Source organism: Caballeronia udeis (assembly GCF_044909315.1).
GTDB lineage: Bacteria > Pseudomonadota > Gammaproteobacteria > Burkholderiales > Burkholderiaceae > Caballeronia > Caballeronia udeis_A.
The window spans coordinates 321,264-347,188 of sequence record NZ_JBIYEB010000005.1 but is presented as its reverse complement, the minus strand read 5'-3'; the positions used below and the strand labels follow the sequence as shown (position 1 = coordinate 347,188).

General features: G+C 59.5%; 20 protein-coding genes and 1 pseudogene. 15 read left to right on the top strand and 6 right to left on the bottom strand.

The genetic code is table 11. From position 1 onward, the window contains the following. Positions 1 to 164 precede the first annotated feature (164 nt). Positions 165 to 968 carry a lipid II flippase Amj family protein gene (locus tag ABH944_RS11150; protein ID WP_404613381.1) on the bottom strand — a complete coding sequence of 268 codons (804 nt, stop codon included), beginning with the start codon at positions 966 to 968 and terminating at the stop codon, positions 165 to 167. A gap of 585 nt (positions 969 to 1,553) precedes the next feature. Between ABH944_RS11150 and ABH944_RS11145 the strand changes: the two genes are divergently transcribed. Continuing rightward, complete coding sequence (locus ABH944_RS11145) at positions 1,554 to 2,798, top strand: hypothetical protein (protein ID WP_404613383.1); 1,245 nt, start codon at positions 1,554 to 1,556, stop codon at positions 2,796 to 2,798. Positions 2,799 to 3,235: 437 nt separating this feature from the next. Here ABH944_RS11145 and ABH944_RS11140 read toward each other — a convergent pair whose 3' ends face one another. Together ABH944_RS11140 and ABH944_RS11135 are read right to left on the bottom strand one after the other, a co-directional pair. Further along, complete coding sequence (locus ABH944_RS11140; RefSeq protein ID WP_404659370.1) at positions 3,236 to 4,681, bottom strand: IS1182 family transposase; 1,446 nt, start codon at positions 4,679 to 4,681, stop codon at positions 3,236 to 3,238. Positions 4,682 to 4,845: 164 nt separating this feature from the next. After that, positions 4,846 to 5,853: an HAF repeat-containing protein gene (locus tag ABH944_RS11135; RefSeq protein WP_404606940.1), complete on the bottom strand. Its 1,008-nt coding sequence runs from the start codon at positions 5,851 to 5,853 to the stop codon at positions 4,846 to 4,848. 1,014 nt (positions 5,854 to 6,867) lie between these two features. On the opposite strand from ABH944_RS11135, the gene ABH944_RS11130 reads away from it, so the two are divergent. Both ABH944_RS11130 and ABH944_RS11125 read left to right on the top strand, forming a co-directional pair. Further along, positions 6,868 to 7,701 (top strand): alpha/beta hydrolase, encoded by an 834-nt coding sequence (locus ABH944_RS11130; RefSeq protein WP_404606938.1) that lies wholly within the window; start codon positions 6,868 to 6,870, stop codon positions 7,699 to 7,701. Between the two features lie 213 nt (positions 7,702 to 7,914). After that, positions 7,915 to 8,106: pseudogene (locus ABH944_RS11125) on the top strand (tyrosine-type recombinase/integrase); the annotation flags it as partial. A 121-nt stretch (positions 8,107 to 8,227) separates the two neighbouring features. On the opposite strand, the gene ABH944_RS11120 reads toward ABH944_RS11125, so the two are convergent. Beyond that, the gene (locus ABH944_RS11120; protein WP_404606936.1) at positions 8,228 to 9,130 is read right to left on the bottom strand and encodes an alpha/beta fold hydrolase; all 903 of its coding nucleotides are present in this window, start codon (positions 9,128 to 9,130) and stop codon (positions 8,228 to 8,230) included. Between the two features lie 124 nt (positions 9,131 to 9,254). Next, entirely contained in the window at positions 9,255 to 9,458 is a 204-nt protein-coding gene (locus ABH944_RS11115) for a DUF1737 domain-containing protein (protein WP_404606935.1), read from the bottom strand. 321 nt (positions 9,459 to 9,779) lie between these two features. On the opposite strand from ABH944_RS11115, the gene ABH944_RS11110 reads away from it, so the two are divergent. The 12 genes from ABH944_RS11110 (at position 9,780) to ABH944_RS11055 (ending at position 24,536) form a co-directional block, all read left to right on the top strand. Continuing rightward, on the top strand, positions 9,780 to 12,110 hold the full coding sequence (locus ABH944_RS11110; protein WP_404606933.1) for a bifunctional salicylyl-CoA 5-hydroxylase/oxidoreductase: 2,331 nt from the start codon (positions 9,780 to 9,782) through the stop codon (positions 12,108 to 12,110). After that, positions 12,107 to 12,889, top strand: a complete 783-nt coding sequence (locus tag ABH944_RS11105) for an SDR family NAD(P)-dependent oxidoreductase (protein ID WP_404606931.1) — start codon at positions 12,107 to 12,109, stop codon at positions 12,887 to 12,889. Before ABH944_RS11110 ends, ABH944_RS11105 begins: the two co-directional genes overlap by 4 nt. After that, complete coding sequence (locus ABH944_RS11100; protein WP_062091045.1) at positions 12,886 to 13,425, top strand: MarR family winged helix-turn-helix transcriptional regulator; 540 nt, start codon at positions 12,886 to 12,888, stop codon at positions 13,423 to 13,425. The genes ABH944_RS11105 and ABH944_RS11100 overlap by 4 nt, the downstream gene beginning before the upstream one ends. A 34-nt stretch (positions 13,426 to 13,459) precedes the next feature. Next, positions 13,460 to 14,308: an enoyl-CoA hydratase family protein gene (locus tag ABH944_RS11095; protein WP_404606929.1), complete on the top strand. Its 849-nt coding sequence runs from the start codon at positions 13,460 to 13,462 to the stop codon at positions 14,306 to 14,308. A 1-nt stretch (position 14,309) separates the two neighbouring features. Next, positions 14,310 to 15,515, top strand: coding sequence for an acyl-CoA dehydrogenase family protein (locus ABH944_RS11090; RefSeq protein WP_404606927.1), 1,206 nt, complete (start codon positions 14,310 to 14,312; stop codon positions 15,513 to 15,515). After that, on the top strand, positions 15,512 to 15,979 hold the full coding sequence (locus ABH944_RS11085) for an acyl-CoA thioesterase (protein ID WP_404606926.1): 468 nt from the start codon (positions 15,512 to 15,514) through the stop codon (positions 15,977 to 15,979). The genes ABH944_RS11090 and ABH944_RS11085 overlap by 4 nt, the downstream gene beginning before the upstream one ends. Then, positions 15,976 to 16,371: a RidA family protein gene (locus ABH944_RS11080; protein WP_404606924.1), complete on the top strand. Its 396-nt coding sequence runs from the start codon at positions 15,976 to 15,978 to the stop codon at positions 16,369 to 16,371. Before ABH944_RS11085 ends, ABH944_RS11080 begins: the two co-directional genes overlap by 4 nt. 57 nt (positions 16,372 to 16,428) lie before the next feature. Then, positions 16,429 to 18,087, top strand: coding sequence for an AMP-binding protein (locus ABH944_RS11075; RefSeq protein WP_404606922.1), 1,659 nt, complete (start codon positions 16,429 to 16,431; stop codon positions 18,085 to 18,087). Between the two features lie 206 nt (positions 18,088 to 18,293). Then, positions 18,294 to 20,174, top strand: a complete 1,881-nt coding sequence (locus ABH944_RS11070) for a DUF3857 domain-containing transglutaminase family protein (RefSeq protein WP_404606920.1) — start codon at positions 18,294 to 18,296, stop codon at positions 20,172 to 20,174. A 122-nt stretch (positions 20,175 to 20,296) separates the two neighbouring features. After that, the gene (locus ABH944_RS11065) at positions 20,297 to 21,877 is read left to right on the top strand and encodes a tetratricopeptide repeat protein (RefSeq protein WP_404659368.1); all 1,581 of its coding nucleotides are present in this window, start codon (positions 20,297 to 20,299) and stop codon (positions 21,875 to 21,877) included. Between the two features lie 247 nt (positions 21,878 to 22,124). After that, positions 22,125 to 23,720 carry a tetratricopeptide repeat protein gene (locus ABH944_RS11060; RefSeq protein WP_404606919.1) on the top strand — a complete coding sequence of 532 codons (1,596 nt, stop codon included), beginning with the start codon at positions 22,125 to 22,127 and terminating at the stop codon, positions 23,718 to 23,720. A gap of 54 nt (positions 23,721 to 23,774) precedes the next feature. Further along, positions 23,775 to 24,536 carry an O-linked N-acetylglucosamine transferase family protein gene (locus ABH944_RS11055; protein WP_404606917.1) on the top strand — a complete coding sequence of 254 codons (762 nt, stop codon included), beginning with the start codon at positions 23,775 to 23,777 and terminating at the stop codon, positions 24,534 to 24,536. Here ABH944_RS11055 and ABH944_RS11050 read toward each other — a convergent pair. Then, positions 24,484 to 25,872, bottom strand: a complete 1,389-nt coding sequence (locus ABH944_RS11050; RefSeq protein ID WP_404606915.1) for an MFS transporter — start codon at positions 25,870 to 25,872, stop codon at positions 24,484 to 24,486. The genes ABH944_RS11055 and ABH944_RS11050 overlap by 53 nt on opposite strands. Positions 25,873 to 25,925 lie beyond the last annotated feature (53 nt).

Sequence of the window (25,925 nt, the reverse complement as noted above, 5' to 3'; positions counted from 1 at the left end):
TTGACACCGGGCCCGCTAATGGGTGGCAACGATCTAGACGTAGCAGTCGACTGTCCGTTCGTGGCCGGTCTGTGCCTGACGGATGTCGGCGCTAACCTGCCCGGAGCGGCCTTACTATCCCAGTGAGCGGTCGACCACAGCATCCCGGGTTGGCACATTCCGCTCTAAATCAACTCCGCGACGCGTACGATAATGAGCGCGGCGGGTACAAGCATGACTTGTGCACACAAGGTTCCGACAACTCGTGCCCCGGCGAGGGTGGTGATAGCTCGTCGAAAGCTGTTTTCGGAGATTCGGCCTTCGATCACGTCGTCCGTCATGACGGAAACCTGCGGGTCAATGACCACCGCCAATACCACGGTCGCAAAGCCATTAATGACCGACGATAGATTGGCGCACGTCACGCGCAAATCCGGCTTTAGGTATCCCGCGTAGAGCGACGCGAAAACACCGATAGTCCAGATGGCCATCGCAAAGATGTTGAGAGCTATCACCGTCCCGGAGACACCGGCACCCTTCGTCAACTGAGAGATATTTTTTCGCGACGGAACCCGTGCGCCGTCCCGCATATAGCTGATGCCGCCCCGGCTAAAAATGTGGAGTAAAAGGCGCGGCAATGAACGGTTAGCCTGAAAGTGCTCGACGGCGCGACTGAAATAACGCTGGAACGTTGGAATCAGCAACGCACCGACTATGCTTGCCGCTGTGGCTGAAATCAGGAATAGCCGAAAATCACCAAGCAGCCCACCGTCAAGATGGCGAGCAATATCAAGCTCCACGCGCTTAGCTATAAACGGCCCTTGAAACGAGTTCGCCGTTCTGGAAACAAGCGCGATGATTCCGAATAGAGAAAACGACACAGCGATACGTCGGGTGCGAACACCGGCGATCCGCACCGCATAAGCCAGCGTCGCGATAATGTGGATGACGAATGTTAGTCCGCAGATGATCAAAAGCTGGGTGTCCATGCGGTCGCGGCCAGGTTGAGCGAAAGTCAGAGTCTACCGGAGCACCATCACTAGTCGGATTGTCGCCAAACTGACGGGCCGGCCGACTGTCCGTTCGTGGCCGGATCCCGTCCGATGCTGAACTTCCGTGACCATGACCGGATCGTGCCCGCGGTCGAGTCGATTCACACGCCAGATGTTGCCGGGCGGAAATACACTCCTCACCGCCGCTGTCGACGATGACATGCTTGTCGGTTTCGAGCATGAAGCGGTTGCCCGCTGCGCGCGTTGTCACAGGGTGGGAGATTTTCGATGCTTTGGCGAACGCCTCGCGGGCGTTCTCGAGGTCGAACTTTTCCACCGACCGCGGCGCGAACTGATGCGTGCTATGGCCGCCGGAGCAGGCAAGAATTTCCGGACCGACAACGTCGGTATTGCCATGGTTGTTCGGCATATAGTCTTTCGCCCAGGTTATACCCGGAAACACTATCCTGGGCCCTTAAGGACCTATCAAAACGGCCGATATCCCGGAAGCGGGACTGGAAGTCCGGTCCGGAGATTGGAGAATCCCACGCGGTCTGTCGCACGGAATTCCGAGGTGAAAGTATGGAAAAAAAAGTGCTCATCGCGGTAGCCGCTGCGCTTATGTCTTCAGTGGGCGCGCTGCATCCCGAATCCGCCCGTGCCGCTGATGCTGAAGCCTCGGCTTTCGAAGACTCGACCGTCGATGCATCTCTCGATCCCGGCGAAAAACGCGTCTCCGCCGAAGCCGACATTCAGGCGCGCCTGGCAGACCTGCGCTATGCGTATTTCATCGGCTATAGCGCGCGCGCCAGGGAAGACTCTAAATCCTATGCGACCTTGGGCGACGAGGTGAAGCATCGGCAAAAGCAGCTTGCTGCGCCGGCCATGCCCGCATCGCCGAAGCCGGTTGTCGAGCGGGTTGCACCCCCAAGGCGGGTCGTAGCGCAGGCCGCGTCGCTGAGGCAAGTATCCGCGCCGGTCACATCGCCGACGAGGAATGCTGCGGCGCGACCCATGCCGTCCAGGCAGGTCATCGCGCAGGCCGGGCCTGTGCCGCTGAAGCACGGTCCCGCGCAAGTCGCGTCGGTGCCGCCGAGGCGGGTCTCTGCACCGGTCGCGTGGTTGAAGCAGGCTTCAGTGCGGGTTACGCCGTCTAAGCGGGGTGAAATGCAACCTGTGCCTCTGAAGCAGGTTTCTACGCGGACTGCGTCGCCGAAGCTGTTTGCCACCGAGTCCGAGCCTCCGATACTGATTCCGACGCAAGCCGTGACGGCATTGCCGGAAGCAAAATCGGACAATGATGACGACGCGCAGGTGACGCAGAGGCGCGATTTCCAGAACGCTCAGCGGGCGGTGCCGCAATATCGGCAGGCCGATGACGAACCGCAATACGCCGTGGAGCAAGGAACTCAAGCGGCTCCGCCAACGCAAGCAGCGTACAACCGGCAACCTCGGCAATATCAGAATCAGCAGCCCCGGCAATACGCGGCGGCGCCGGCCTATCACCAGATGTCAACAGAGTCCCAGGAGTCAGGTGGGTACGCCGGGCGGGAGTACGCGCCGCCGCCTCCGCCGCCTCGAACCGTTCAGGCTAACCAGTACGCGCCAGCTCCATATCCGCCCGCCCGGTACCAACCGGCTGCCGTGCAGTCCGCCTATGTACCTCGGCCGCCCACTCAAGCGGCGGCGCAGCAGGTCATCATGGTGGGCCGCCCGCCTGCCTATCCGGCATATAACGAGATGTACACGCCGCCTGAACTGCGGCGGCCGTACCCCGCCGGTTACGGCAATCCGGCGCAGCCAGCCGGATATCAGGGATGGGAGTAGGCCACTCACTCGCATGTGCAGAAGCTGCCGTCCATCTCCTCGACGACGCCTGTCGGCAATCGACCACATTGCTGACGTAGAACCCAGCGCATCTCAATGTCCGCAATGGCCGATGACCTGCCGACAGCCAAACGCCATTGACTGCCGCTCATCGGCCGAAGCTGTCGGTGAGGTGACGAAGTCGGTGAGGCGGCTACAGGTCACTTTCCTGCCGTTCGCACGCCGATGGCCGCGAATGTCAGGGCTCACTGTCAGCGAATGCGTGCTCCCGACCCAGGCTGTGTGGAAACCCGATGGCATTACAATGCGACGCGTGACGCCGCCCCCCAGCGGCGCGTTTGACTGCCTTCGCAGCCATCACAACGCCCACGAGCAGGTGAACCTCTCTGATGCGTTACAGGCGAGTCTAAGGGCTTTATTTTGGGACCTTCGGGTGCTCACGCACCCACCAGCCGCATCGCCTTCATTGTCTTCTTGAAGCCCAGGATTCTCAGCACTCGCGTGAGATTGTAGGCGAGTACGTTTAAACTCATCTCGGTACCTACATTGGGCAGCCTGCGCGTCAGGAAATGCGTATAGCCCATCCAGTGCTTGAACGTTCCGAAGACATGTTCTACCGTCCGCCTGCGTATCTTCATTGCGTCTGGCGTTTTGTCCAACCGACGTTGAACGCCTTCCAGCACAGACTCATGTTCCCAGCGGGTAATCCGCCGATAAGAACTTGGTGTGCATTTGGATTTCATTGGGCACTGCGGGCACGCACTGCTCCAGTAGCGGCGCAGTTGCATTCCGTGTTCCTCTCCAGTGAAGCGGTAAATTGCGCGCTGACCAGCGGGGCATTTATATGCGTCGTCCCGGGCAATGTAGACGAAGTCTGACCGATCGAACCGACCATGATGTTTAGCGCTTGATGTCGTCGGTTTCGGCAGCATTACCGCGATCCCGGCATCCGCGCACTCCTTGATCTGAGTTCCGGTGTAGTAGCCACGATCGGCGACTGCCCGCAGCCTTGTCTTGCCCATCGCGTCGCGCGCAGCTTTTGCCATGGGGCTAAGCTGTGCCCGGTCACTGCCAGAGTTTGTGACCTCGTGAGCCACGATGAGATGATGTTTGGCGTCAACGGCCACCTGCACGTTGTAGCCCACCATTGCCGAGCCCTTGCCGCTCGTCGCCATGGAGCGCGCGTCGGGATCAGTCATCGAGAGTTGGCCATCAGGCTGCGTCTTGAGTTGCTCTTTGATCTGATCGAGGTTCCGCATCTGCTCGCGTAAGCGCGCGATCTTATCTTGCAATCGAGTTGTCTTCGCTTCGAGCTCCGCGGGTTGCGTACGATCGGCAGTCTCCAGCGCGTTCAGATACCGCTGGATGCTCTCCTCGATCTGCTTCTGGCGCTTGTCGACCTTACCCTCGGTGAAGTTGCGATCCCGAGTATTGACTGCCTTGAACTTGCTACCGTCAATGGCGACTAGCGCTTGCGAGAACAGCTTCAGCTCACGGCAGAGCATCACGAAGCGGCGACATACGTTGCGAATGCCGCCGCCGTTGTCACGACGAAAGTCGGCTATGGTCTTGAAGTCTGGAGCCAGTCGGCCCGTAAGCCACATCAACTCAACATTGCGTTGGCATTCACGTTCCAGGCGACGGCTCGATTGAACACGGTTCAGGTAGCCGTAAATATAGATCTTCAGCAGCACTGCTGGATGATAGGACGGGCGTCCTGTAGTCGACGGCATTGCTCCATCGAAGCCCAGTAATGCGAGGTCAAGCTCTTCTACAAACGCCTCGATAATCCTGACCGGGTTGTCCGTTGCCACGAAGTCATCAAGGCACTCTGGAAGCAGCGTCACCTGCTTGCGATCTTCACCTTCTATGAATCGCTTCATCCGGTCACCCATGCTGAATGAGTTAATCCAGTTTAGGCGATCAGCGCGTTTTCACACAAGCTCGACCCGTTTCAGTCATCCGAGATCGCCGAGACCGGACGTTACGGACGGCACGGCGGTCGCCAAAGCTTAACAATATTTTGTCAACCGCCAGAGATCGGCAATCATCTTTTTGGCGTCCAGATGACGGCGTTCCACGGGGTATAACGTGTCGAGGAGGTACCCGCGACCTGGCCGCGACTGTTGATTGCGCTAGCCGAACCGCCGTTGCCACCGGGGAGTGTGCCCAGGTCAGTCATCACTCCGTGTTCATACAGAAAAGCGTGAAAGTTCCCGCTTGCATCGGTTGACGAGCCGACCACCTGGCCTCGATCGTTGATTCCGGACGCAGCACTGATATTGCCACCGGGTAGTGTGCCTAGGTCGGTCATCACCCCTTTTTCATACAGGAAGGCGTGCTCGTACCCGCCTGGAGTGGCCGCCTGGCCGACCACCTCACCGCGATTGTTGATCGCGAAAGCGTCAGCGCTGTTGCCGCCGGGGAGCATGCCCAGGTCAGTCATCACACCGTTGTCGTACAGAAAGGCGTGGTCGTTGCCGTCGGTTGCTGTAGTGGACCCGCCGACCACCTGGCCGCGATCGTTGATCCCAAAAGCCCAGCAGAAGTAGCCACCGAGTGAGCCCAGCTCGGTCACCACGCCTTTTTCAAACCGAACGGCTTTGGCATCCGTGAGTGCGTCGAGCGACCAACCGACCACCTGGCCGCGATTGTTGATGGCGGTAGCGATACTGGCGTTGCCGCCGGGGAGCGTGCCCAGGTCGGTCATCACCCCGTTTTCAAACAGAAAGGCGCGCTCGTTGTTCCCGTTTGCAGTGGACCAGCCGACCACCTGGCCGCGATCGTTGATCCCGCTTGCGGCAGCATTGTTGTCACCGGGGAGCGTGCCCAGGTCGATCACCTTCCCGTCTTCAAACAGGGTCGCGTGCTGGTCCCCGCTCACGATGTTCGAGAAACCGACCGCCTGGCCGCGCTCGTTGATTCCACCAGCCTGGCTCGCATTGCCGGGGAGCGTGCCGAGATTCCTGATGACAAAACTTTGACCTGCGGCGGGCTGGAATGCGGCAGCCGCGAGCAGGGTGCAAACAATCAGGGCACGGTGAACGGAATGCACACTGCAAATTGGCCTGCATGCGCTTTGCATAATAATTCCCTTTCATGGGGCATGAACTGGATCGCCGTCGGCAACCGGGCAGTAGGCATACCGAATGCGCTTTGACAAGGACGCAACTGATCAAGCACGGACTTCAACACGACTTAGGTTCATGTGCGGCACAAGGCGGTACACCTTGCGTCTCAATGTCGGGGGAGGTCGACAGGGAGTCGAGTTTTTTTGTATTTAGAAGATGGGCGCAGACAGAAGTTATCGAGGAGTCTAGTCCACGAAGTGGTTTTTTCAACTTATTAAGTGTGAGGCAGATTAATGACAATGAAAAATTGTGATTACTTGCCTTTGCTCGACAGTGGGTTAAACGATAGCTTGGGTTCGAGCGCTCGACCCTCTGGACCTCTTCGAATGCGGGACGGACATCAGCCCGTCGCGCTATATAGCTTTCGGCATGGCGTCGTCGGAGACAAATACACTTGGCCAATTTCCCCTTGCGCACTTCCTGGCGAGTCCCAGGACAGCGTCGCCGGTCATCAAGCTTCCCATCAGGTGATGCCCCATCCATTAATAACGTGGAACTCGACCACAATATTGTCGACGATGTTTGGGCGACAGCCGAACGACCGCTCCCGGCCGAACAGCGGCGGATGACGGTCGCCTCACATCGACCCTGAACGACCTTTCGTGGCATTGCTGTTCAAACGTCTCGCTCTTGAGTACATCGGTCACTCGCGGGACTGCCCTTGAGGGCGGTCCGGCCTTCACGTGGGTGCTGACTTTACTGTTCCGAACGATGTCTTCGGCACGTACAGCCATTCAGGCATCCTTTAATCTAATGGAGAAGCGGGCCGACCGCGTCCTGATCGAGTCGGCCGACTGCTTGCTATCACTTGTCGACACACAAGTGACTTGTATACCTAACGCGATATCATTGAGCGAGGGCGCGTTCGTTTTCGGACTTGCGTCGCTCAAGAGCGCGACAGCCGCCTTTTTCAAAAACAATCGCGGGTCGATATCAACATGCGTGCAATAGCGAGACGAAGGTTCATTTCACTGTCACTGGCTGCATGCGCCGCCGGCATGATCGCGGCTCGGGCGCGCGAGCACAACGCACCGGGCGGCATCGCCTATGGCAAGGCGCCGCGCCAGCGGCTCGACGTATATGCGCCCGATTCCCGCACTCGCACGAACTACCCCGTCGTCGTGTATTTCTACGGCGGAGGCTGGCAAAGTGGTTATCGCTCGAACTCGCGCGGAGTCGCCCAAGCGCTCGCCGCGCGAGGCATCGTAACGGTCGTGGCGGATTACCGCGTTTATCCGGAGACTGTCTTCCCTGGCTTTCTCGACGACCCTGCCGCCGCAGTGCGCTGGACCCGCGATCATGTGCGCGAATTTGGCGGCGACAGCGGACGCATTTTCGTAATGGGACATTCCTCCGGCGCGCATATGGCGGCGATGCTCGCGACCGATCCGCGCTATCTGGCCGCGCAGGGCATATTGAATACCTCGCTCGCCGGGATGATCGGACTCGCGGGTCCGTACGCCGCAATTCCGACGAGCGACCCTCACATGGACGAGATCTTTCCGGCGGCCCTGCGCGAGCGGGCGCTGCCCATCGCGTTCGTCACGGGAAACGAGCCACCGATGTTGCTCGCCGCCGGCACGGCGGATACCGATGTCGATCCGCGCAACAGTGATCGTTTCGCAGACGCGCTGCGCGCGCATGGCGACGCCGTCGAACTGAAAAAATATCCGGGTTACGGCCACGATACGATCGTCGAGTCGTTTTCGGCGGCGCCGAATACGGTCTCACCGGTTCTGGCCGACGTCACCGCTTTCATCGATGCGCATTAAAGATGCGATTCGATAATCGGCGCAAAAAGACGGCGGCTTTCGCCCAGCCGATGGCCGGTGTCGAAAGCGAACGCGCTATATGAGTGTCTTGCTAGCCGATCGGACGAAGGTCTCTTGATGGCCGACTGCACGCGTTCGCCCTGCGTACCAGCGGAATGCGGCCCTCCGCGATGAGCAAAAAATCGGACTCCGATCAACCAATTGGAGTCTGACATGGAAACCAGGCAAACGCGGGAGTCGTGGAACAGAGGCAAACCGATTGGGCAAAAACCACCGCTGAAGCTGAAGGACATCTGGGCAATACGAATTTATCTCCAGAATGCGCACGCGGTTCGCGATCTTGCTTTATTCAATGTCGCAATCGATAGCAAACTTTGCGGCTGCGACTTGGTCGACCTTCGTGTCGCCGCACGCCGACGCAGTTCGATCGGGACCGTGCGGCCGCCAATTCACCAGATGCCGAGCGAGTACTGCCGGCCAGCAGGAGCTGTTCGTCACCACAAACTGCGAGGCCGCTCTTATGGTTTTAACGGCCGTTCGCGCACGCATGGCGAACTACAAACCCATTCCGCCCGAGAAAATCGAGCATCCACGCAGCGATTGCATCTGCGTCGGGCGCCAGATCGAGCGCGAAATGCCCGGCATCCATCACGTGTATTTCCGCTTGAGGCAAATCCCGCGCGTAGGCGACTGCTCCTGCGGCCAGTTGCGACGGATCGTAACGACCCCAGACCACGAGTGTCTTGGGTTGCGCCTTTCTAAGCCATGCTTGCCATTGCGGATAAGACGCGACATTGGTTCGATAGTCGTAAAACAGATCGCTCTGGATTGCCGTCTCGCCGGGGCGACTCAACATCGCGTATTCACCGGTCCAAAGGTCCGGATCGTACACACTGGGGTCGGGGCTCGTGCCTACATGCCGTTGTTTCGCGGCCGCAAGCGACATCAAATTTTGTTCGACGGCAGCCTCGTATTTGCTTCGATCGTTCCAGAACGCCTTGCGCGTGGCCCATAGTGGGCCCAAGCCGTCTTCGTGGGAGGTCGCATTTTGAATGATGAGCGCCTTGACGCGTTCGGGATGGGCCATTGCGAGCCGCATACCGACAGGACCGCCGTAGTCCTGTACGTATAGTACGTATGACGTCGCATGGACGCTTTGCGCAAAGTGGTCGACGATGGTCGCGAGGTGATCGAACGTATAGGCGAACTTGTCAGATGGTGGTGCGTCGCTATGACCAAACCCTGGGTAATCGGGCGCAATCAGGTGATACCGGTCGGCGAGCCTTTGAAACAATGGCTCATACATTCTCGACGTCGATGGAAATCCATGCAGAAGCAGGATCGTCGTCGCAGCAGACGGCCCCGCCTCGCGATAGAAGATCTGGAGACCGTCGACTTCAACGCTTTTGTAACGTGTCGGTTCGCGCATCGTATTCTCCTGAGCGGCGACCTCGGCAACAGCCGGGACCGCGTGGCTCCGTGCGGCCAAAATCGGCCCATCGGCTCTGGCGTGCAGTTTCACGATAATCATCGGCAACGTCGTTGGTGCTTAATCAGATTTCTTCAGGCGTAGACCTCCCTCCCCAAAGGATCGCTTGGGCAACGACCACGTAGTCTCCGTTAAATGTTGCCGCGGGTGAGCCATAAAGTTGGTACCCAAGCGCCAGCGCTTCCGAAACCCTATAGCAGAAAGCGGCGTCATCCTTTCCAGTAAGAATACGATAGCGTGGCAAGCCATTTGGCGGCTCTGAAGACATGTCTGTGCTCCCTGATCTGACTTGATGTGTGCTGACAGCGAGGCGCCGCCTTAGTGGAAGTTAGAGAATATAGCGTCAACCGAAAGTGCGGGGAGACCGTGACGTGATGGCTGCTCGATAACGCCACCGTCCGCAAACCGCCACATTACTGACAGAACCCAGCCCGCTCCAATGTCGGCACCACATCGTGAAAAGCGCCGTGACAGGCTTTATTCTTTCAGATCACCCCTCCGGCGAACGAGCGTTTTCTTTTATAAATTTACTTGACACCTAAACTATCGAAGCCTAAATTAAAGTGGACTCTTCAGCCTGGAGCGCACTATGCGCATCGTTTGTATTGGTGGTGGCCCCGCGGGTCTGTACTTTGGCTTGCTCATGAAGAAGCAGAATCCCGCTCACGAGGTGACGGTGGTGGAGCGGAATCGTCCCTATGACACCTTCGGCTGGGGCGTGGTGTTTTCCGACCAGACGCTCGGCAACCTGCGTCGTGCGGACGAGGCGAGTGCGGCGGCCATTCTTGATGCGTTCAATCACTGGGACGACATCGACATCCATATCAATGGCCGCACGCAGCGTTCGTCCGGACACGGTTTCTGCGGCATCGGCCGCAAGCGCCTGTTGAACATTCTTCAGGAGCGGGCCGAGGCGCTAGGCGTGAAGCTGGTGTTCGAAACGCAGGTTACGAGCGACGAAGCGTATGACGCCGACCTCATCATCGCGTGCGACGGCGCGAACAGCGTGGTGCGCACGAAATACGCGGCCACCTACAAGCCCGACATCGACCTGCGCGATTGCCGCTTCGTCTGGCTCGGCACGGAGAAGCTGTTCGACGCCTTCACGTTCGCGTTCGAGAAGACCGAGTTCGGCTGGTTTCAGGCGCATGCGTATCGTTTCGACGACCACATGTCCACGTTTATCGTGGAAGCGCCCGAACGGGTCTGGCGTGCGGCGGGCCTGGATGAAATGAGCAAGGAAGACGGCATCGCATTTTGCGAGCGGCTCTTCGCCAAGTACCTCGACGGCCATGCGCTCAAGTCCAACGCGCAACATTTGCGCGGCTCCTCGCAGTGGATCCGGTTTCCGCGCATCGTGAACGAAACGTGGGTGCACAACCGCACGAATAGCGATGGCAGCGTGACGCCCGTGGTCCTGATGGGCGACGCCGCGCACACGGCGCACTTCTCGATCGGCTCCGGCACCAAGCTTGCGCTTGAAGATGCAATTGAACTGACGAACAGCATCGCGGCGCATCCGGGTGATCTGCCGGCCGCGCTCGATCACTACACGGACGTACGCAGTGTCGATGTCCTGCGCATCCAGAACGCTGCGCGCAACTCCACGGAGTGGTTCGAAAACGTGGACCGGTACGCATCTTTTGAACCGGAGCAATTCGCTTATTCGTTGCTCACGCGCTCGCAGCGCATCTCGCATGAAAATCTCCGTTCACGCGACGCCGCCTATCTAGCCGAGTTTGAAAACTGGATCGCACAGCGCTCGGGGCTTGATATAGATGCCAACACGCGCTCAGTCCCGCCCATGTTTACGCCGTTCACCGTGCGTGGTGTGACGCTGAAGAACCGCGTGGTGGTCTCGCCAATGGCGCAGTACTCGGCTGTCGATGGCATTGCGGGCGACTACCACCTGATGCATCTCGGCGCCCGCGCCATGGGCGGCGCGGCGTTGGTGATGACGGAGATGACCTGCGTCTCGCCCGAAGGCCGCATCACCCCGGGATGTCCCGGGCTGTACAACGAGACGCAACGCGACGCGTGGCGGCGCATTGTTGACTTTGTGCATCGTGAGAGCGACGCAAAGATCGGTATCCAGCTGGGTCATGCGGGTGCGAAGGCATCGACCCGCGTGAGTTGGGAAGGAATAGACAAGCCGTTTGAAGAGGGCAACTGGCCGATCGTATCGGCGTCGCGGCAACAGTACTTGAAGGGGATCAGCCAATGGTCGCACGCAGCAACCGCCAACGATCTGCGAGAGATCAAGCAGCAGTTCGTGCGCTCGGCCGAGCTTGCCGTGGACGCCGGTTTCGACTGGCTTGAATTGCACTGCGCGCATGGCTACCTGCTGTCCGGTTTCCTCTCTCCGCTGACGAATCAACGCGACGATGAATACGGTGGCTCGCCCGCCAACCGCCTGCGTTTTCCCATAGAAGTGTTCAACGCAATCCGCGCAGTGTGGCCCAAGGACAAGCCTATTTCCGTGCGCATCTCGGCGCACGATTGGGTGGATGGCGGCATCACGCCCGACGACGCCGTGCAGATAGCGCGAGCGTTCAAGGAAGTGGGCGCAGACATGATCGATGTATCGTCGGGACAGGTGAGCAAGGAAGAAAAGCCGGTCTATGGCCGCATGTTCCAGACGCCGTTCTCGGATCGCGTGCGCAACGAGGCGGGCATTGCGACCATTGCGGTGGGGGCGATCTCGGAAGCGGACCACGTGAACAGCATCATTGCAGCGGGGCGTGCCGACCTGTGCGCCGTGGCTCGCCCGCATCTTGCCAATCCCTCGTGGACGCTCGATCAGGCAGCGAAGATTGGTTACATCGACATCAAGTGGCCAAAGCAATACTTCGCCGCGAAGTCGCAACTGGAGCGCGGCTATGAGCGTGAGCGCGCGCAACGTGCGGAGGGCGAAGCATGAACACGGACACGCATCCCCTCGACGGCCAGCACGCGGTGGTCACGGGCGGCGGCAGCGGTATTGGCGCCGCGATCGCGCACGCGCTGGTGACAGCCGGTGCTCAGGTCACGTTGATGGGCCGGGATGCGGCGCGGCTCGCGTATCAGGCCGAGGTCCTGAGCGAAGCCGGGACCGTGCATGTGCAGAGCGTCGATGTCACGTCCGCCGATTCCGTCGCTGCAGCGTTCGCCGCTGTGCGCGAACACGGCTTCATCGACATCCTCGTCAACAACGCGGGGCAGGCCGAAGCCGCACCGTTCGCGAAGACCGATCTGGCGCTTTGGAAACGCATGCTCGACGTGAATCTCACGGGCGTGTTCCTCTGCACGCAAGAGGTCTTGCCGGCCATGCTCGAGCGCCGCAGCGGCCGCATTGTCAACGTAGCCAGCACCGCGGGCCAGTTGGGTTACGCGTATGTGGCCGCGTATTGCGCGGCCAAGCACGGCGTGATTGGCATGACACGTTCGCTCGCGCTGGAAGTGGCCACGCGCGGCGTGACCGTCAACGCAGTGTGTCCTGGTTATACCGAAACCGGGCTGCTCGAACAGTCGATCGAAAAGATCATCGCGCAGACCGGGCGCAGCGTGGACGAGGCGCGTGAAGCGCTGCTGCGCTCGAATCCGCAACGTCGCTTCGTGACGCCGGACGAAGTCGCCAGTTCCGCGTTATGGCTGTGCTTGCCGGAGTCGCGATCGATCACCGGCCAGACCATTTCTATTTCAGGTGGAGAAGTAATGTGAACAAGCCCGCTGCCCGCACGGTTAAACCTGCCGCGCCCGAGAAGACCAAGGCCGCCGGCAACGTTGTCGACCTTGAGATGAGCACTGGTGTGGACAGTCACATGGGACTGCGCTTATGGCTGCGCATGCTCACCACCACCAATCTTGTGCAGGCCGAACTGCGCAAACGCCTGCGCGCCGAATTCGACACCACCCTGCCGCGCTTCGACCTGATGGCGCAACTCGAGCGCCATCCGGAAGGCCTGAAGATGAACGAGCTTTCGCGGCGCCTGATGGTCACTGGCGGCAACGTGACGGGGCTTACCGACCAGTTGGAGAAGGAAGGCTTTGTTGTGCGCGATACCGATCCGAACGACCGCCGTTCGTTTGCCGTGCGCCTTACCGCCCATGGCCGCGAGTCGTTCGATCGCATGGCACGTGCACATGAACAATGGGTCGTCGAATTGTTCGGCGGGTTGCCGCTCGCCGACAAGGCGCGCATGCACCAGAAGCTGGGCAAGCTCAAGCAGCACTTGCGCGAGCGTACGGATTCCTGACGCCTGGCGAAGCACACAGATACGGAGACAGTCGATGAGCGACAACACCGCCGCGCTTTTTGCCGGCAACCGAACGCCCCTTGGTGACTATCACGCGAAGCATTTTGGCTGGGCGGTGGAGCAGGGCGTTGGCACGATCACCCTTGACCGGCCCGAGCGCAAGAATCCGCTGACGTTCGAATCCTATGCGGAGTTGCGGGACCTGTTCCGTCAGCTCGCTTACGCCACCGACGTAAAGAGCATTGTGATTCATGGCTCCGGCGGCAACTTCTGCTCTGGCGGCGACGTGCACGACATCATCGCGCCGCTCGTCGACTTGCCCATGCCCGAATTGCTCATGTTCACGCGCATGACGGGAGACCTCGTCAAAGCGATGCGCCATTGCCCGCAGCCGATTGTCGCGGCCGTGGATGGCATCTGCGCCGGTGCCGGTGCAATTCTGGCAATGGCTTCGGATATGCGGCTAGGAACCGCACGCAGCAAGCTCGCGTTTCTGTTTACCCGCGTGGGACTGGCGGGCTGCGACATGGGTGCGTGCGCAATCCTGCCGCGCATCATTGGCCAGGGAAGAGCGGCCGAACTGCTTTTTACCGGACGCTCCGCAAGCGGCGACGAGGGTTTCGCCTGGGGCTTTTATAACCGTCTATGCGAGCCCGGCGACGTTCTGCGCGAAGCACAATCGCTCGCTTTCGAGCTTGCATCGGGACCGACCTTTGCGCATGGCATCACGAAGAAAATGCTGCATCAGGAGTGGAGCATGAGCATTGACGAGGCGATCGAATCCGAAGCGCAGGCGCAGGCAATCTGCATGGCGACCAATGATTTCGGCCGAGCGTATCGTGCATTTGCTGCGAAGACGCGACCTGTGTTCGAGGGAGATTGAGTTGGCCAATCCTCAAACAACTTCCGACGCTTTCCACGATGCCCTCGCATGGCCGTTCTTCGAAGAACGGCATCGCGAACTGGGCGCGCGCATTGACGCGTGGGCATCCGAACATCTTGGTGATACGCATGCCGGCCACACGAACGTCGATGCAATCTGCCGCCGTCTCGTACGCGAACTGGGTGCAGCAGGGTGGTTACGTTATGGCATAGGCGGCACCGCTTACGGCGGGCACGGCGACACTATCGACACGCGCGCCGTTTGCCTGCTGCGCGAAACGCTTGCCCGTCACAGCGGTCTCGCCGACTTCGCGCTTGCAATGCAAGGGCTTGGATCGGGCGCAATTTCCCTAGGCGGCAACGAGGCGCAAAAGCAGCGTTACCTGCCGCGCGTGGCAAGCGGCGAGGCGATTGCGGCGTTTGCGTTGACCGAACCCGACGCGGGCTCGGACGTCGCCGCGCTTGCGCTCAGCGCGCGAGAAGACGGCGATTCCTACGTGCTCAATGGCGAGAAGACGTGGATCTCGAACGGCGGCATCGCGGACTTTTACGTCGTGTTCGCGCGTACCGGCGAGGCGGCCGGGGCACGTGGCATCAGCGCGTTTATCGTCGATGCGGATACACCGGGATTGCGCATTGCCGAACGGCTCGACGTGATCGCGCCGCATCCGCTGGCACGCCTCTCCTTCGAAAACGCACGCGTGCCGCGCACCGCTTTGCTTGGCAATCCGGGCGAAGGTTTCAAGCTGGCGATGCGCACACTCGATATTTTTCGCACGTCGGTTGCGGCGGCGTCGCTTGGTTTTGCGCGGCGAGCAATGAGCGAGGGGATCGAACGCGCCGCGTCGCGCAAGATGTTCGGGCAGACGCTGGGCGACTTCCAACTGACGCAAGCGAAGCTCGCGCAAATGGCGCTCACTATCGACAGCTCCGCATTGCTGGTTTATCGGGCCGCGTGGTTGCGCGACCAGGGCAAGTCCGTCACGCGCGAAGCTGCATTGGCGAAGTGGCATGCGAGCGAGGGCGCTCAGCAGGTTATTGATGCGGCCGTGCAATTGTGGGGCGGTAGCGGGGTGCAAAGCGGTGCGGCGGTCGAGCAACTGTATCGGGAGATTCGTGCGCTGCGCATCTATGAAGGCGCGACCGAAGTGCAGCAGTTGATTGTCGGGCGCGATCTGCTCAAGGCGCACGCCGCGAGGAACGCATGATGGAAGCATCGACCCGTTTCGAACGGCCGGTGCGTATTCGCTTTTCACATTGCGATCCGGCCGGTATCGTATTTTTTCCGCAGTATCTCGTGATGACCAACGCGCTTGTAGAGGACTGGTTCAACGAAGCGCTCGACATCAATTATGCGGCGATGATCAGCAAGCGCCGCGTCGGCTTGCCGATCGTCAAGCTCGATTGCACGTTCTCCAGGCCGAGCCAGATGGGCGACACGCTCATGCTGTCGCTCACGCTTGACCGTATCGGCGCGCGCTCCGTCGGCATTGTCATCGACGCACAGGCGCAGGGCGAGACGCGTTTTCATGCGCGTCAGGTACTCGTGACAACGTCGCTCGAGTCGGGCGTGTCGATCGATATTCCCGATGACATCCGCGCTGCGTTGACACGTTTCAATCCCGCGGCGCTTGCCGAAGTAAAGGACGAAGTGAAGGAGACCAGATCATGAAAAAAGCATTGCTCCCGGACGGCTGGATCAAGCCGCGTGGATACGCGAACGGCGTTGCTGCGCGTGGCACGCAGGTCTTCATAGCAGGGCAGATAGGCTGGGACGCGCAGGGGCGCTTCCAGAGCAGCGATTTCGCTGCGCAGGCGCATCAGGCGCTGGCGAACATAGTCGCGGTGCTCGACGCGGCAGGCGGGCGCCCGGAGCACCTCGTGCGGCTGACCTGGTACGTGACCGACAAGCGCGAATACATCGCTGCACTGAGGGACGTGGGCAGCGCATTTCGCGAACTGATCGGCAACTACGACATTGCGATGAGCGCCGTGCAGGTGGTCGCGCTCATTGAAGACGAAGCCAAGGTGGAGATCGAAGCCACCGCTGTCATCCCGGATTAACCATCGTTGCTTATTCGTTGCTTATTCGTTGCTTATTCGTCGTCCTCGGAGCTCACCATGGAACCTTCGGCTCACGTCGATACGTTTTCTCGCGACAACCTGCCGCCGCCCGGCGAGTGGCCGCAATTTCTGCTCGATAACCCCGACGTCTCTTACCCGGCGCGCATGAATTGCGCAGTTGAATTGCTCGACCGGATAATCGATGACCATCCGGAACGCGGGCAGGGCGCGCGACCCGCGATCTGGTCGGACGTGGAGGGTGCTCCGCGTGCGACCACGTACAGTGAATTGCGCACGCGCGTGAATCAGGCAGCGCATGTGCTGACCGGGGTAATGGGACTGGTGCCGGGTAACCGTATCCTGCTGCGTGGACCGAACACGCTGCATATGGCGATCGCATGGCTTGCATCATTGAAGGCGGGGCTGGTGGTGGTGCCTACCATGCCGCTTCTGCGTGCCAAGGAGTTGAAGCAGATTATCGACAAGGCGCAGGTCTCAGCCGCTTTATGCGACGCGCGCCTCGTCGACGAACTCGCGCAGTGCAGGGACCCCGCCAGCACGTACTTTTGCGAAAACCTGCTGCAAACAAGGCTCTTTCATGACAATGGCCCCGACTCGGTCGATACCATCGCCTTGCGTCAGCCAGTCGACTACACGGCGGTGGATACCGCTGCCGACGACGTCTGCCTGATCGCATTTACCAGCGGCACAACGGGGATGCCGAAGGGTTGCATGCATTTTCATCGTGACGTGCTTGCCATGTGCGACCTGTTTCCGCGCCATATTCTCAAGCCCACCGCAGACGATATCTTCTGCGGCACGCCTCCGCTGGCGTTCACCTTCGGGCTTGGCGGCCTGCTGTGTTTTCCGTTGCGTGCGGGGGCATCGACGGTGTTGATCGAGAAGTTGAGTCCGGGGACGCTGCTGCAAGTGGTCGAGCGTTTTCGCGCAACGATCATGTTCACCGCGCCGACGTTTTACCGGCAGATGGCGGCCCTCGCGTCGCGTTTTGATTTGGCGACCCTTAGAAAAAGCGTCTCGGCGGGAGAAGCGTTGCCCGATGCCACACGCAAGCTCTGGCGGCAGGCCACGGGTTTGCAGATGATCGATGGGATTGGCAGCACGGAAATGATCCATATCTTTGTTTCGTGTGCCGAAACGCAGACGCGCGATCGGGCGATTGGGCGCGCGGTGCCGGGTTACGTGGTGCAGGCGGTGGACAACAACATGCAGCCGGTTCCTGTCGGCGAGATCGGCATGCTTGCGGTGAAAGGGCCGACAGGGTGCCGTTATCTCAGCGATCCTCGGCAGCGTAATTTTGTCAGCGATGGATGGAACCTTCCGGGCGACTCGGTTTGTATCGATGCGGACGGGTACGTGTTTTATCAATCCCGTGCCGACGACATGATCATCTCGGCGGGCTATAACATTTCCGGTCCTGAAGTGGAAAGCGCACTGCTGTTGCATGAAGCGGTGGCGGAGTGCGGAGTGGTCAGCGCGGCCGATGACGAGCGCGGGCAGATTGCCAAGGCGTACGTTGTTCTTGGCGCGGGATTTGTGGCGAGCGACGCGCTGGTGGTGGAGTTGCAAACCTTCGTCAAGGAACAGATCGCGCCGTACAAGTATCCGCGTGCGATTGAATTTATTGAGGCTTTGCCGCGCACCGAAACGGGTAAGCTGAAGCGTTTTGCATTGCGGGCACTAGCAGCGTCTTGATGCAGGCGGGTAGCTTTTGTCCGGCGCCCGCGTTCCTTTCGTAATCGTTGTGTAAGCCTAACCACTCCCACTGCTTGCCGCTCGGCCGGCGGTATTTTCTATTTGTGCTTGCTTGTTCGACCTATAATCAGCTTCGATTTAAACGTGGCCTGTTGGCATCAATATGACCAGGCCATATCAGAATAATAATCGGAGAGAGACAGTCGATGCGGAGCCTTGCTCACAAGACAATAATTCTTTTGGCCGTGGCTGGTTACGCGGTTAGCGCAGCGGCTGTGGACTATCAGCCGGGCACCACGGTCCTAAGCGACGACAACGTTTATAACGTGAATGCCGACGGCAGCTTTACGCTAGACGAGACACGGTCGATCCGCATGGACACCGACGAGGGGGTCAAGTCCTACGGGCAGATAGCGCATAGCTATAGCAATGCACTGCAGTCGTTTGATGTTCTTGAAGCTTATACAACGACGCAAGGCGGCAAGCGGATTGACGTTTCGCCGGACGCAATCCTGACTCAACAAAGCCCTGCGAGCGCATATGCCCCGGTATTTGACGACGGCCGGGTAAAAACCATTGTCTTCCCCGGCGTCCAGGTCGGTGCGACTATCACAACGCATACACGTGAAACTCAAATAAAACCCTTGTTTCCCGGGCAGTTCTTTGCAATCGATACGTTTTTGGATGAGAGGGTCTTCGAGTCAGCAAAAGTCACGGTTTATGCGCCGGCTGCAATCAAGCTCTACGCCGAGGCTATCGATATGCAGGGTGGGCTTGTTGCTGCGGACGACAACGGCAAGCAAATGTGGCAGTGGTCTATTGAAGATACGCAGGCTCATCCGCCGGAGCCGGGTGCGTCCAGCATTAGAGATCGCAGTCCGCGTTTGACGGTTACTACTTTTCCGAATTACGAAGCGGTAGGGCAGGCGTATGTTTCCCGGGCTCGTCAGCAAGCGGCTGTCACGCCGCGAATACAGGAGTTGGCAGACGAACTGACCAAGGGGATTGCTGACCGGCGTGATCAGGCGAACGCTATCTACCGATGGGTAAGCAACAACATTCGCTATGTCGCAATTTACCTGGGCTTTGGCGGTGTTGTCCCGCACAGTGCCCAGGCGGTGCTTGATGCGCGATACGGTGACTGCAAAGATCACACAACGCTTCTCGAAGCGTTGCTTGCGGCGAAGGGGATCAAGAGCAGCGTCGTGCTTGTGAATGGCGACAATCGCTATTGGCTCCCAAAGGTTGCCGAGCCTCTGGCCGTCTTCGACCATACGATTACCTATATTCCCGAGTTCGACATTTATGCGGACTCGACTGCCGGCATGGCCAGGTTTGGCGTACTTCCTGGCAACGAAGGCGGGAAACCGGCACTGGTCACGGATAACGGCAGCGGCGGCGCCACGCTGGTGACCCTGCCCCTGGCGAGTCCCGACACGGACCGCGTAACCTTTCAATCAGCGGTCCTCTTTGACAGCGACGGGACTGCCAGGGGCACAACCCGGATCGATAACCTGGGGGCTCCCGACTGGATCGCCCGATCTGTTTTCGCTTCATTGCGTTCAGGGGTAGAGCCTGTGTTCGCGCAACGGATGCTGACGATGAGCGGCGCGGACGGATCAGGCAGGTACATTCATGGCGATCTGCACAATCTTAAAGATCCCTTTCAATACGAGACGAGATTTGAGCTTCCCGACTACGCTCAGTTCCCGGGCCCGGGCGCGATTCGGGTGCCGCAGGGCTTGAACAGCCTTACGAATATTGCCAACGCATTCGAGTTGGTGACAACGAGCCGGCGTAGATACCCGCTGCTGTTTGGCGGCCGGCATATCAGCGAAACGACCACAATAGAATTGCCGGGGACAGTCAAGGTATCCAGCCTTCCCGAGCCAGCGAAAGTTACGTCGGCGTTCGGAGCGTACACATCAAGTTATGCCGCCTCGGGCCAGCTTGTTACCGTCACGCGAACGCTCGATATCACCATGCACAGCCCGTATGTCGAACCTGACCAGTGGCAGGACCTGAGGAAAATGGCGGTGGCGGTCAAACACGATCTGGCAGCGCAAATAGTCTACGGGCCCAGGTGAAGCTGAGCGCTTGCTGTGGACGAAGAAGGACCTGAAGAAGTCCTTGGCATTGAAAGATTACATCTGCGGCACTTAGCGGCGCGCGTAGCCGCCCACTCGACCGGCGAGCGACATTTCATTGCTTGCATTACGGTCAGTATTGCGTCAGTAAGACGTCAGCTCGATCGAATCCGGACCCTTCCGCTTCACGCATATTTCGGACTCGTCGCAGGATAAATGGATTCCGACGAGCTAAACTCAACCTCGTTCCGCCAGGCGCTGGATTCCCCTCCCGCCCGTTCCTTTCCTTGCAACGAGGCTACATGACGCGCCACACGCCGAGTCAGGCTACGTCGATGATTTCCTTGATCGATGAAGCATTCGCGCACCACCGCGCAGGCAGGCTCGACGAAGCCGAAGCGCTCTATCAAGAGGCGTTGCGCATTGACCCAGGTCATTGGGGAGTGCGCAAGAATCTCGCGCAAGTCCTGATCCGCGCCAGCAGGTTCGAGCATGCTGTCACGTTGCTGACTGAACGCCCGGACGAATGGCAAGGGGACGTCTCTGTTCACGCGCAGCTTGGCCTCGCCTATGCCGGCTTGAACCGTCTGGAGCTCTCGCAGGATCACTTCCAGCGCGTACTCGCGCGAAAACCCGACGACACCAGCGCCTTGCAGTTCGTCGCCAACTTGCAGCAGGCGCTGGGGCACACGCCGCAGGCGCAAGAGCATTACCGCCGAGGCCTCGCGTTGAAACCGTTCGTCACTATCGAAGCGACCAGATCGCCGCCTGCCTTTCGCGTCCTCATGCTGTTTGCGCCCGGTGGAGGCAATACGCCGTTCGAACATCTCGTTCATCAGGTCGGGTACGAGACCCATGTGCTCAATCTGCTCCCCGATGTTTCTTACGATACCGGCATGTTGCGCGACAGCGCCGATGTCGTGGTGAATCTCGTCGCGAATGTAGATCAAGGCCACGCTCTGCTTGCGCCCGCTACGAAACTCGTCGGCCTCATAGGCAAGCCCGTGGTTAATCATCCGGCCAAGATCGCGCACACCAGCCGGAACTCGATCGCGCGTCGGCTGACCGCTGTAACGGGCTGTCATATTCCGCAGACACTGCGTGTTTCCAGCGAGCGTGCGTTCGGACCCGAGCGCGATCCCAGGTTGGCATCGTTCTCACGGCCCTGGCTAATCCGGCTGGCAGGCACGCACAATGGCGATCACTTCCAGAAGGTTCATGACGAAAACGAAGTCGGTGCCTTCGTCACTCAGTTTCCAGATGCTGACTTTTACCTGACAGAGTTTTTCGATTACCGCTCTGCCGATGGTTTCTTTCGAAAGTATCGTTTTATGTTCATCGACGACGGGATTTATCCCTATCACCTTGCAATCCATGACGAATGGAAGGTTCACCACGCCAACACGGACATGGTCAATCAGCACTGGATGCAGGACGAGGAAAGAGCTTTCCTCGAGGATCCCCACAGCGTCTTCGGCCCCTCGCAATACCATGCGCTGCGGGCGATCCAGCGAGAAATCGACCTCGATTACTTCGGCATTGATTGCGCGTTGGATCTGAGCGGTCGGGTCGTCGTTTTCGAAGTCAACGCCTGCATGCTGGTCCATTCGAATAACGGACATTTTTATTACAAGAATAAATCAGTAAGCCTTATTAAAGAAAGATTCGAGGCCATGCTGAGACGAATGGTGTCAGCTTGTTAAGCCGTTTGAAATCAAGCGCTTGACGTGCGTGTGGTCCTGCAAGAGAAAAGACGGCCATGGCATCAAGTTATGCACTGAGGGTGCCGACAATAGACCTGAGGATTGTCGGGTTGCGGAATCTCATGAGCCCGTCGCTACCTTCCGCCGCAAAGACACGTGATCGGCAAAAGGCTCAATGACGCGGCTGGACTCCACCGCGCTGCGATTTATCACCACAAGCATCATCCGGGCATAGGGGCGCGCAAAGATGGACGCCTTGAAACTTCTGGAGCTGGCGCGCGAAAGACACCTCGCAGGAGATCTGCCAAGCGCGCGCACGCTTTATGAACAGGTATTGGAATGTACCCCTGATGATCCATCGCCCATGTTTGCACTGGGAATCATGGAGTGGCAGGACGGTGCGTTTGATCCGGCATTGGCGTGGCTTGACCGGGCACTCAGGATTGCTCCGCGCGACGCACGCTACCATTACGTACGCGGGCTGGTGCTCTCCGCGATGCGGCGGACCCATGACGCGATCGGTGCATACGATTCGGTGCTCGACATAGACCCGGAGCACGTTGATGCGCTCAACAACCTCGCCAATTGTCATCGGGAGGATGGCGAGAACGGAGCAACCGAAGCGTTCTACAGGAGAGCGCCCGTCCTGCGCCGCGACGCGAATGCCCTGACTAATCTAGGCACACTCTTGCAGGCGAGTGGACGGCACGAAGAAGCGTTCGACCATTTGAACGAAGCAGTGAGCGTGGCCCCTGAGTCGGTAGTATGTCTGCTGAATCTAGGGGTAGCGTTCAACGAAGAGCGGAACTTCGCACGTGCAGAAGCGATCATCACGCGCGCCCTCGAACTCAGCCCGCAATTTCCCGAGGCCGCGTATAACCTTGCGAACACACTGCATGCACAAGGCAGACTTCCTGAAGCGGTGATGCTGTATCAGCGTGAACTGGCACTCAATCCTGCTCATGCCGATGCGCACAATAACCTCGGCAATGTGTGCAAGGAACTGGCCGAATATGAGTCGGCGGCCAAAGCGTTCGACATGGCGATCAGTTTGCGCCCGAACTTTATCGCCGCGTATAACAACTCGGCCAATCTCCTGCGCACGCTGGGCCGTATGGATGACGCGGAGGCAAGGCTTGGAAGGGCGCTTGCGATCGATCCGGTCTCTTCTGTCACGCACAATAATCTTGGCAATATCCTGAAGGATACGGGGCGTCTCGATGACGGAATTGCCAGCTATCGACTAGCGCTCGCGGCCGATCCCGACAACGCCGTGGCTCACAGCAACCTTGTGTATGCGTTGGTGTTCCAGGCAGAGGACGCTCAGCCGGTTATCGATGAATGCAAGCGGTGGTCGGCGCGTCATGAGGCCCCGTACCGCGCAAACAGGCTATCGCACAATAACGACAGAACGCCTGCACGGCGCCTGCGGATTGGCTATGTGTCCGCAGACTTCCGCGGCCATTGCCAGGCGTTATTCTTGATTCCGCTCCTCTCACAGCATGATCACGCCCGCTTCGAGATATTCTGCTATTCGAGCGTTCGGCGCCCGGACAACGTGACCCGGCGAATTGCAGCCTACGCGGACGTCTGGCGTGACGTTCGCAAGCTCGATGACGAGCAGCTCGCGCAATTGATTCGAGAGGACGGAATCGATATTCTCGTTGACCTGACCATGCACATGGCCGACGGCCGCCCCCTGTTATTTGCCCGCAAGCCCGCGCCGGTCCAGATCGCGTGGCTAGCCTACCCAGGCACGACCGGCATTGAAGCGTTCGACTACCGGTTGACCGACCCATGGCTGGATCCACTTGCCGTTAATACTCAGTATACCGAACGATAAATCTATTTAGCCGATACCTTCTGGTGCTACGATCCGTTGACGGATTCGCCCGCGGTGAACCGGCTACCCGCGCTGACAACCGGACACGTGACCTTCGGCAGCCTGAACAATCCCTGCAAGCTCAGCGACCACACGTTGCGCATGTGGGCCGGTGTCATGCAGCGGTTGGAATCTGCCCAGCTTATGCTCATGGTGTCCGGAGGCAGTGCTCGCGAACACCTGATGCGCCGGCTGGAATGCCATGGAATAGAACCGCGGCGCGTGCGTTTTGTCACGTTCCGGCCTCGTGCGGACTATCTCAAGACGTACCATGAAATAGACCTTGTCCTAGATACCTTCCCGTACAACGGTCACACTACGAGCCTTGATTCTTTCTGGATGGGTGTGCCGGTGGTGACGCGAGTCGGGCAGACCCCCGTGGGGCGTGCGGGTCTCAGCCTGTTGTCCAATCTCGGACTTCATGAACTCGCGGCGCAAAGCGACGAGCAGTTTGTTGCCCTTGCAGTTGAACTCGCGTCCGACCTGCCTCGCCTTTCGCAGCTCCGGCAGGGTTTGCGGCAAAACTTGAGCGAATCGCCACTCATGGACGGCGCACGTTTTGCGATGCACGTGGAGGCGGCCTATCGGCAGGCCTGGCTCAAGTGGAGCGGCGTTCAAGCCCCGTATCATGTCGACGAGATCCCGGCTGCCGGGCTTGGCATGCAAGTACCCATGCCCGCGAGGTCACAGGCGCAACCAGGTTATGACGCCAAGGCGGACGCCGCTAGCAAGCCGTGCCCGGCCGTGTCGCCGAACCGGCCGCTTTCAATCCCGTGATCGAGATCACCACGCCTGCCACTAAAACTGCGCCTGCCAGTAAAACGGCAGTGTGCAGTCCGTTGACCAGATTGCCTGCCGTTCCGGAGACGAGTGATCCGAAGACGCCCACTCCGAGTGCGCCGCCAATTTGACGCGCCATGTTCAGCACTCCTGAAGCGATACCGACGGAACGCGGATCCACATGAGCGAGGAGCGCAACATTGATTGACGGTACGACCAGCGCGACACCGACACCGATCGCCAATAACGGTGCGGTAATCGTCAGGTAACTGCTGCTGACCTCGATCAGCCCCAGCGACAGAAAGCCAACTGCGGCCAAAGCCTGCCCGGCAACCATCGGAAGACGGAAGCCGAATCGTGCCGTGAGCGCGCCTGAGACGAGGTTGGCCACGGTCACCACGGCGGTCATCGGCAGAAAGGCCAGGCCGGTCTCGAGCGGCGTGTATTTCCGTATGTCCTGGAAGAAGAGGCTAATGGCGAACATCAGTCCGTAATAGCCGAAGTTGAGCGACAGTCCTATGACCGAGCTCACACTGACCGCCGGGATCTGGAATAGTGAAAGCGGCAGCATGGGTTGCCGTTGCCACGCTTCCGCCAGCACGAACAGCACGCCTAACACGACGAAACACGCGAGAGCCGTCATCACGACCGGACTTCCCCAGCCCAGCTTTCCACTTTCCACGACGCCGAACATCAGCGCCACGAGCGAAACCACCGCCAGGGTCTGCCCCGCCAGATCGATACGACGCGCCGCGTTACGGACGGTATCGGGCGCATGGGCCAGCGTCAGCCAGATGCCGGCAATACCGAACGGCACGTTGATCAGGAAGATGCTCGGCCAGCCGAAATGGCTGATCAGCACGCCGCCCACGACCGGACCGGCCCCAAGCGCCAGCGCGGCCGTCCCGGCCCAGATGCTCACGGCCTTCGCTCGCGCCCGGGGGGCGGGAAAGCTCGCGCTGAGCACAGACAGCGACGACGGCACGCACAGCGCCGCTCCAATGCCCTGAGCGGCCCGCGCCGCGATAAGCGCAATCGCGTTGGGTGCGAGGCCGCATGCCACCGACGCCACAGTGAATATCACAAAGCCACCCGCGAAAACGCGCCGCGCGCCCAGCCGGTCACCGAGCGCGCCCGCGCTGAGCAGGAGGCTGGCGAAGGCGAGGGTGTAGGCGTTGAGCACCCATTCGAGTTCCGTGGAACTGACGGATAAGGTTTCGCGAATCCGCTCGAGCGCGACGTTCACGACCGTGACGTCGAGACAGATGATGACGAAGCCAAGGCTGGCAGCAAGTAAGGCGAGACGAGGCGATCGAGTTGATTGTCTGGGCATGATGAGCGGTTTGGTTGGGCCCGATGCAAACGGGATCGCTCGATCGTTAGCCA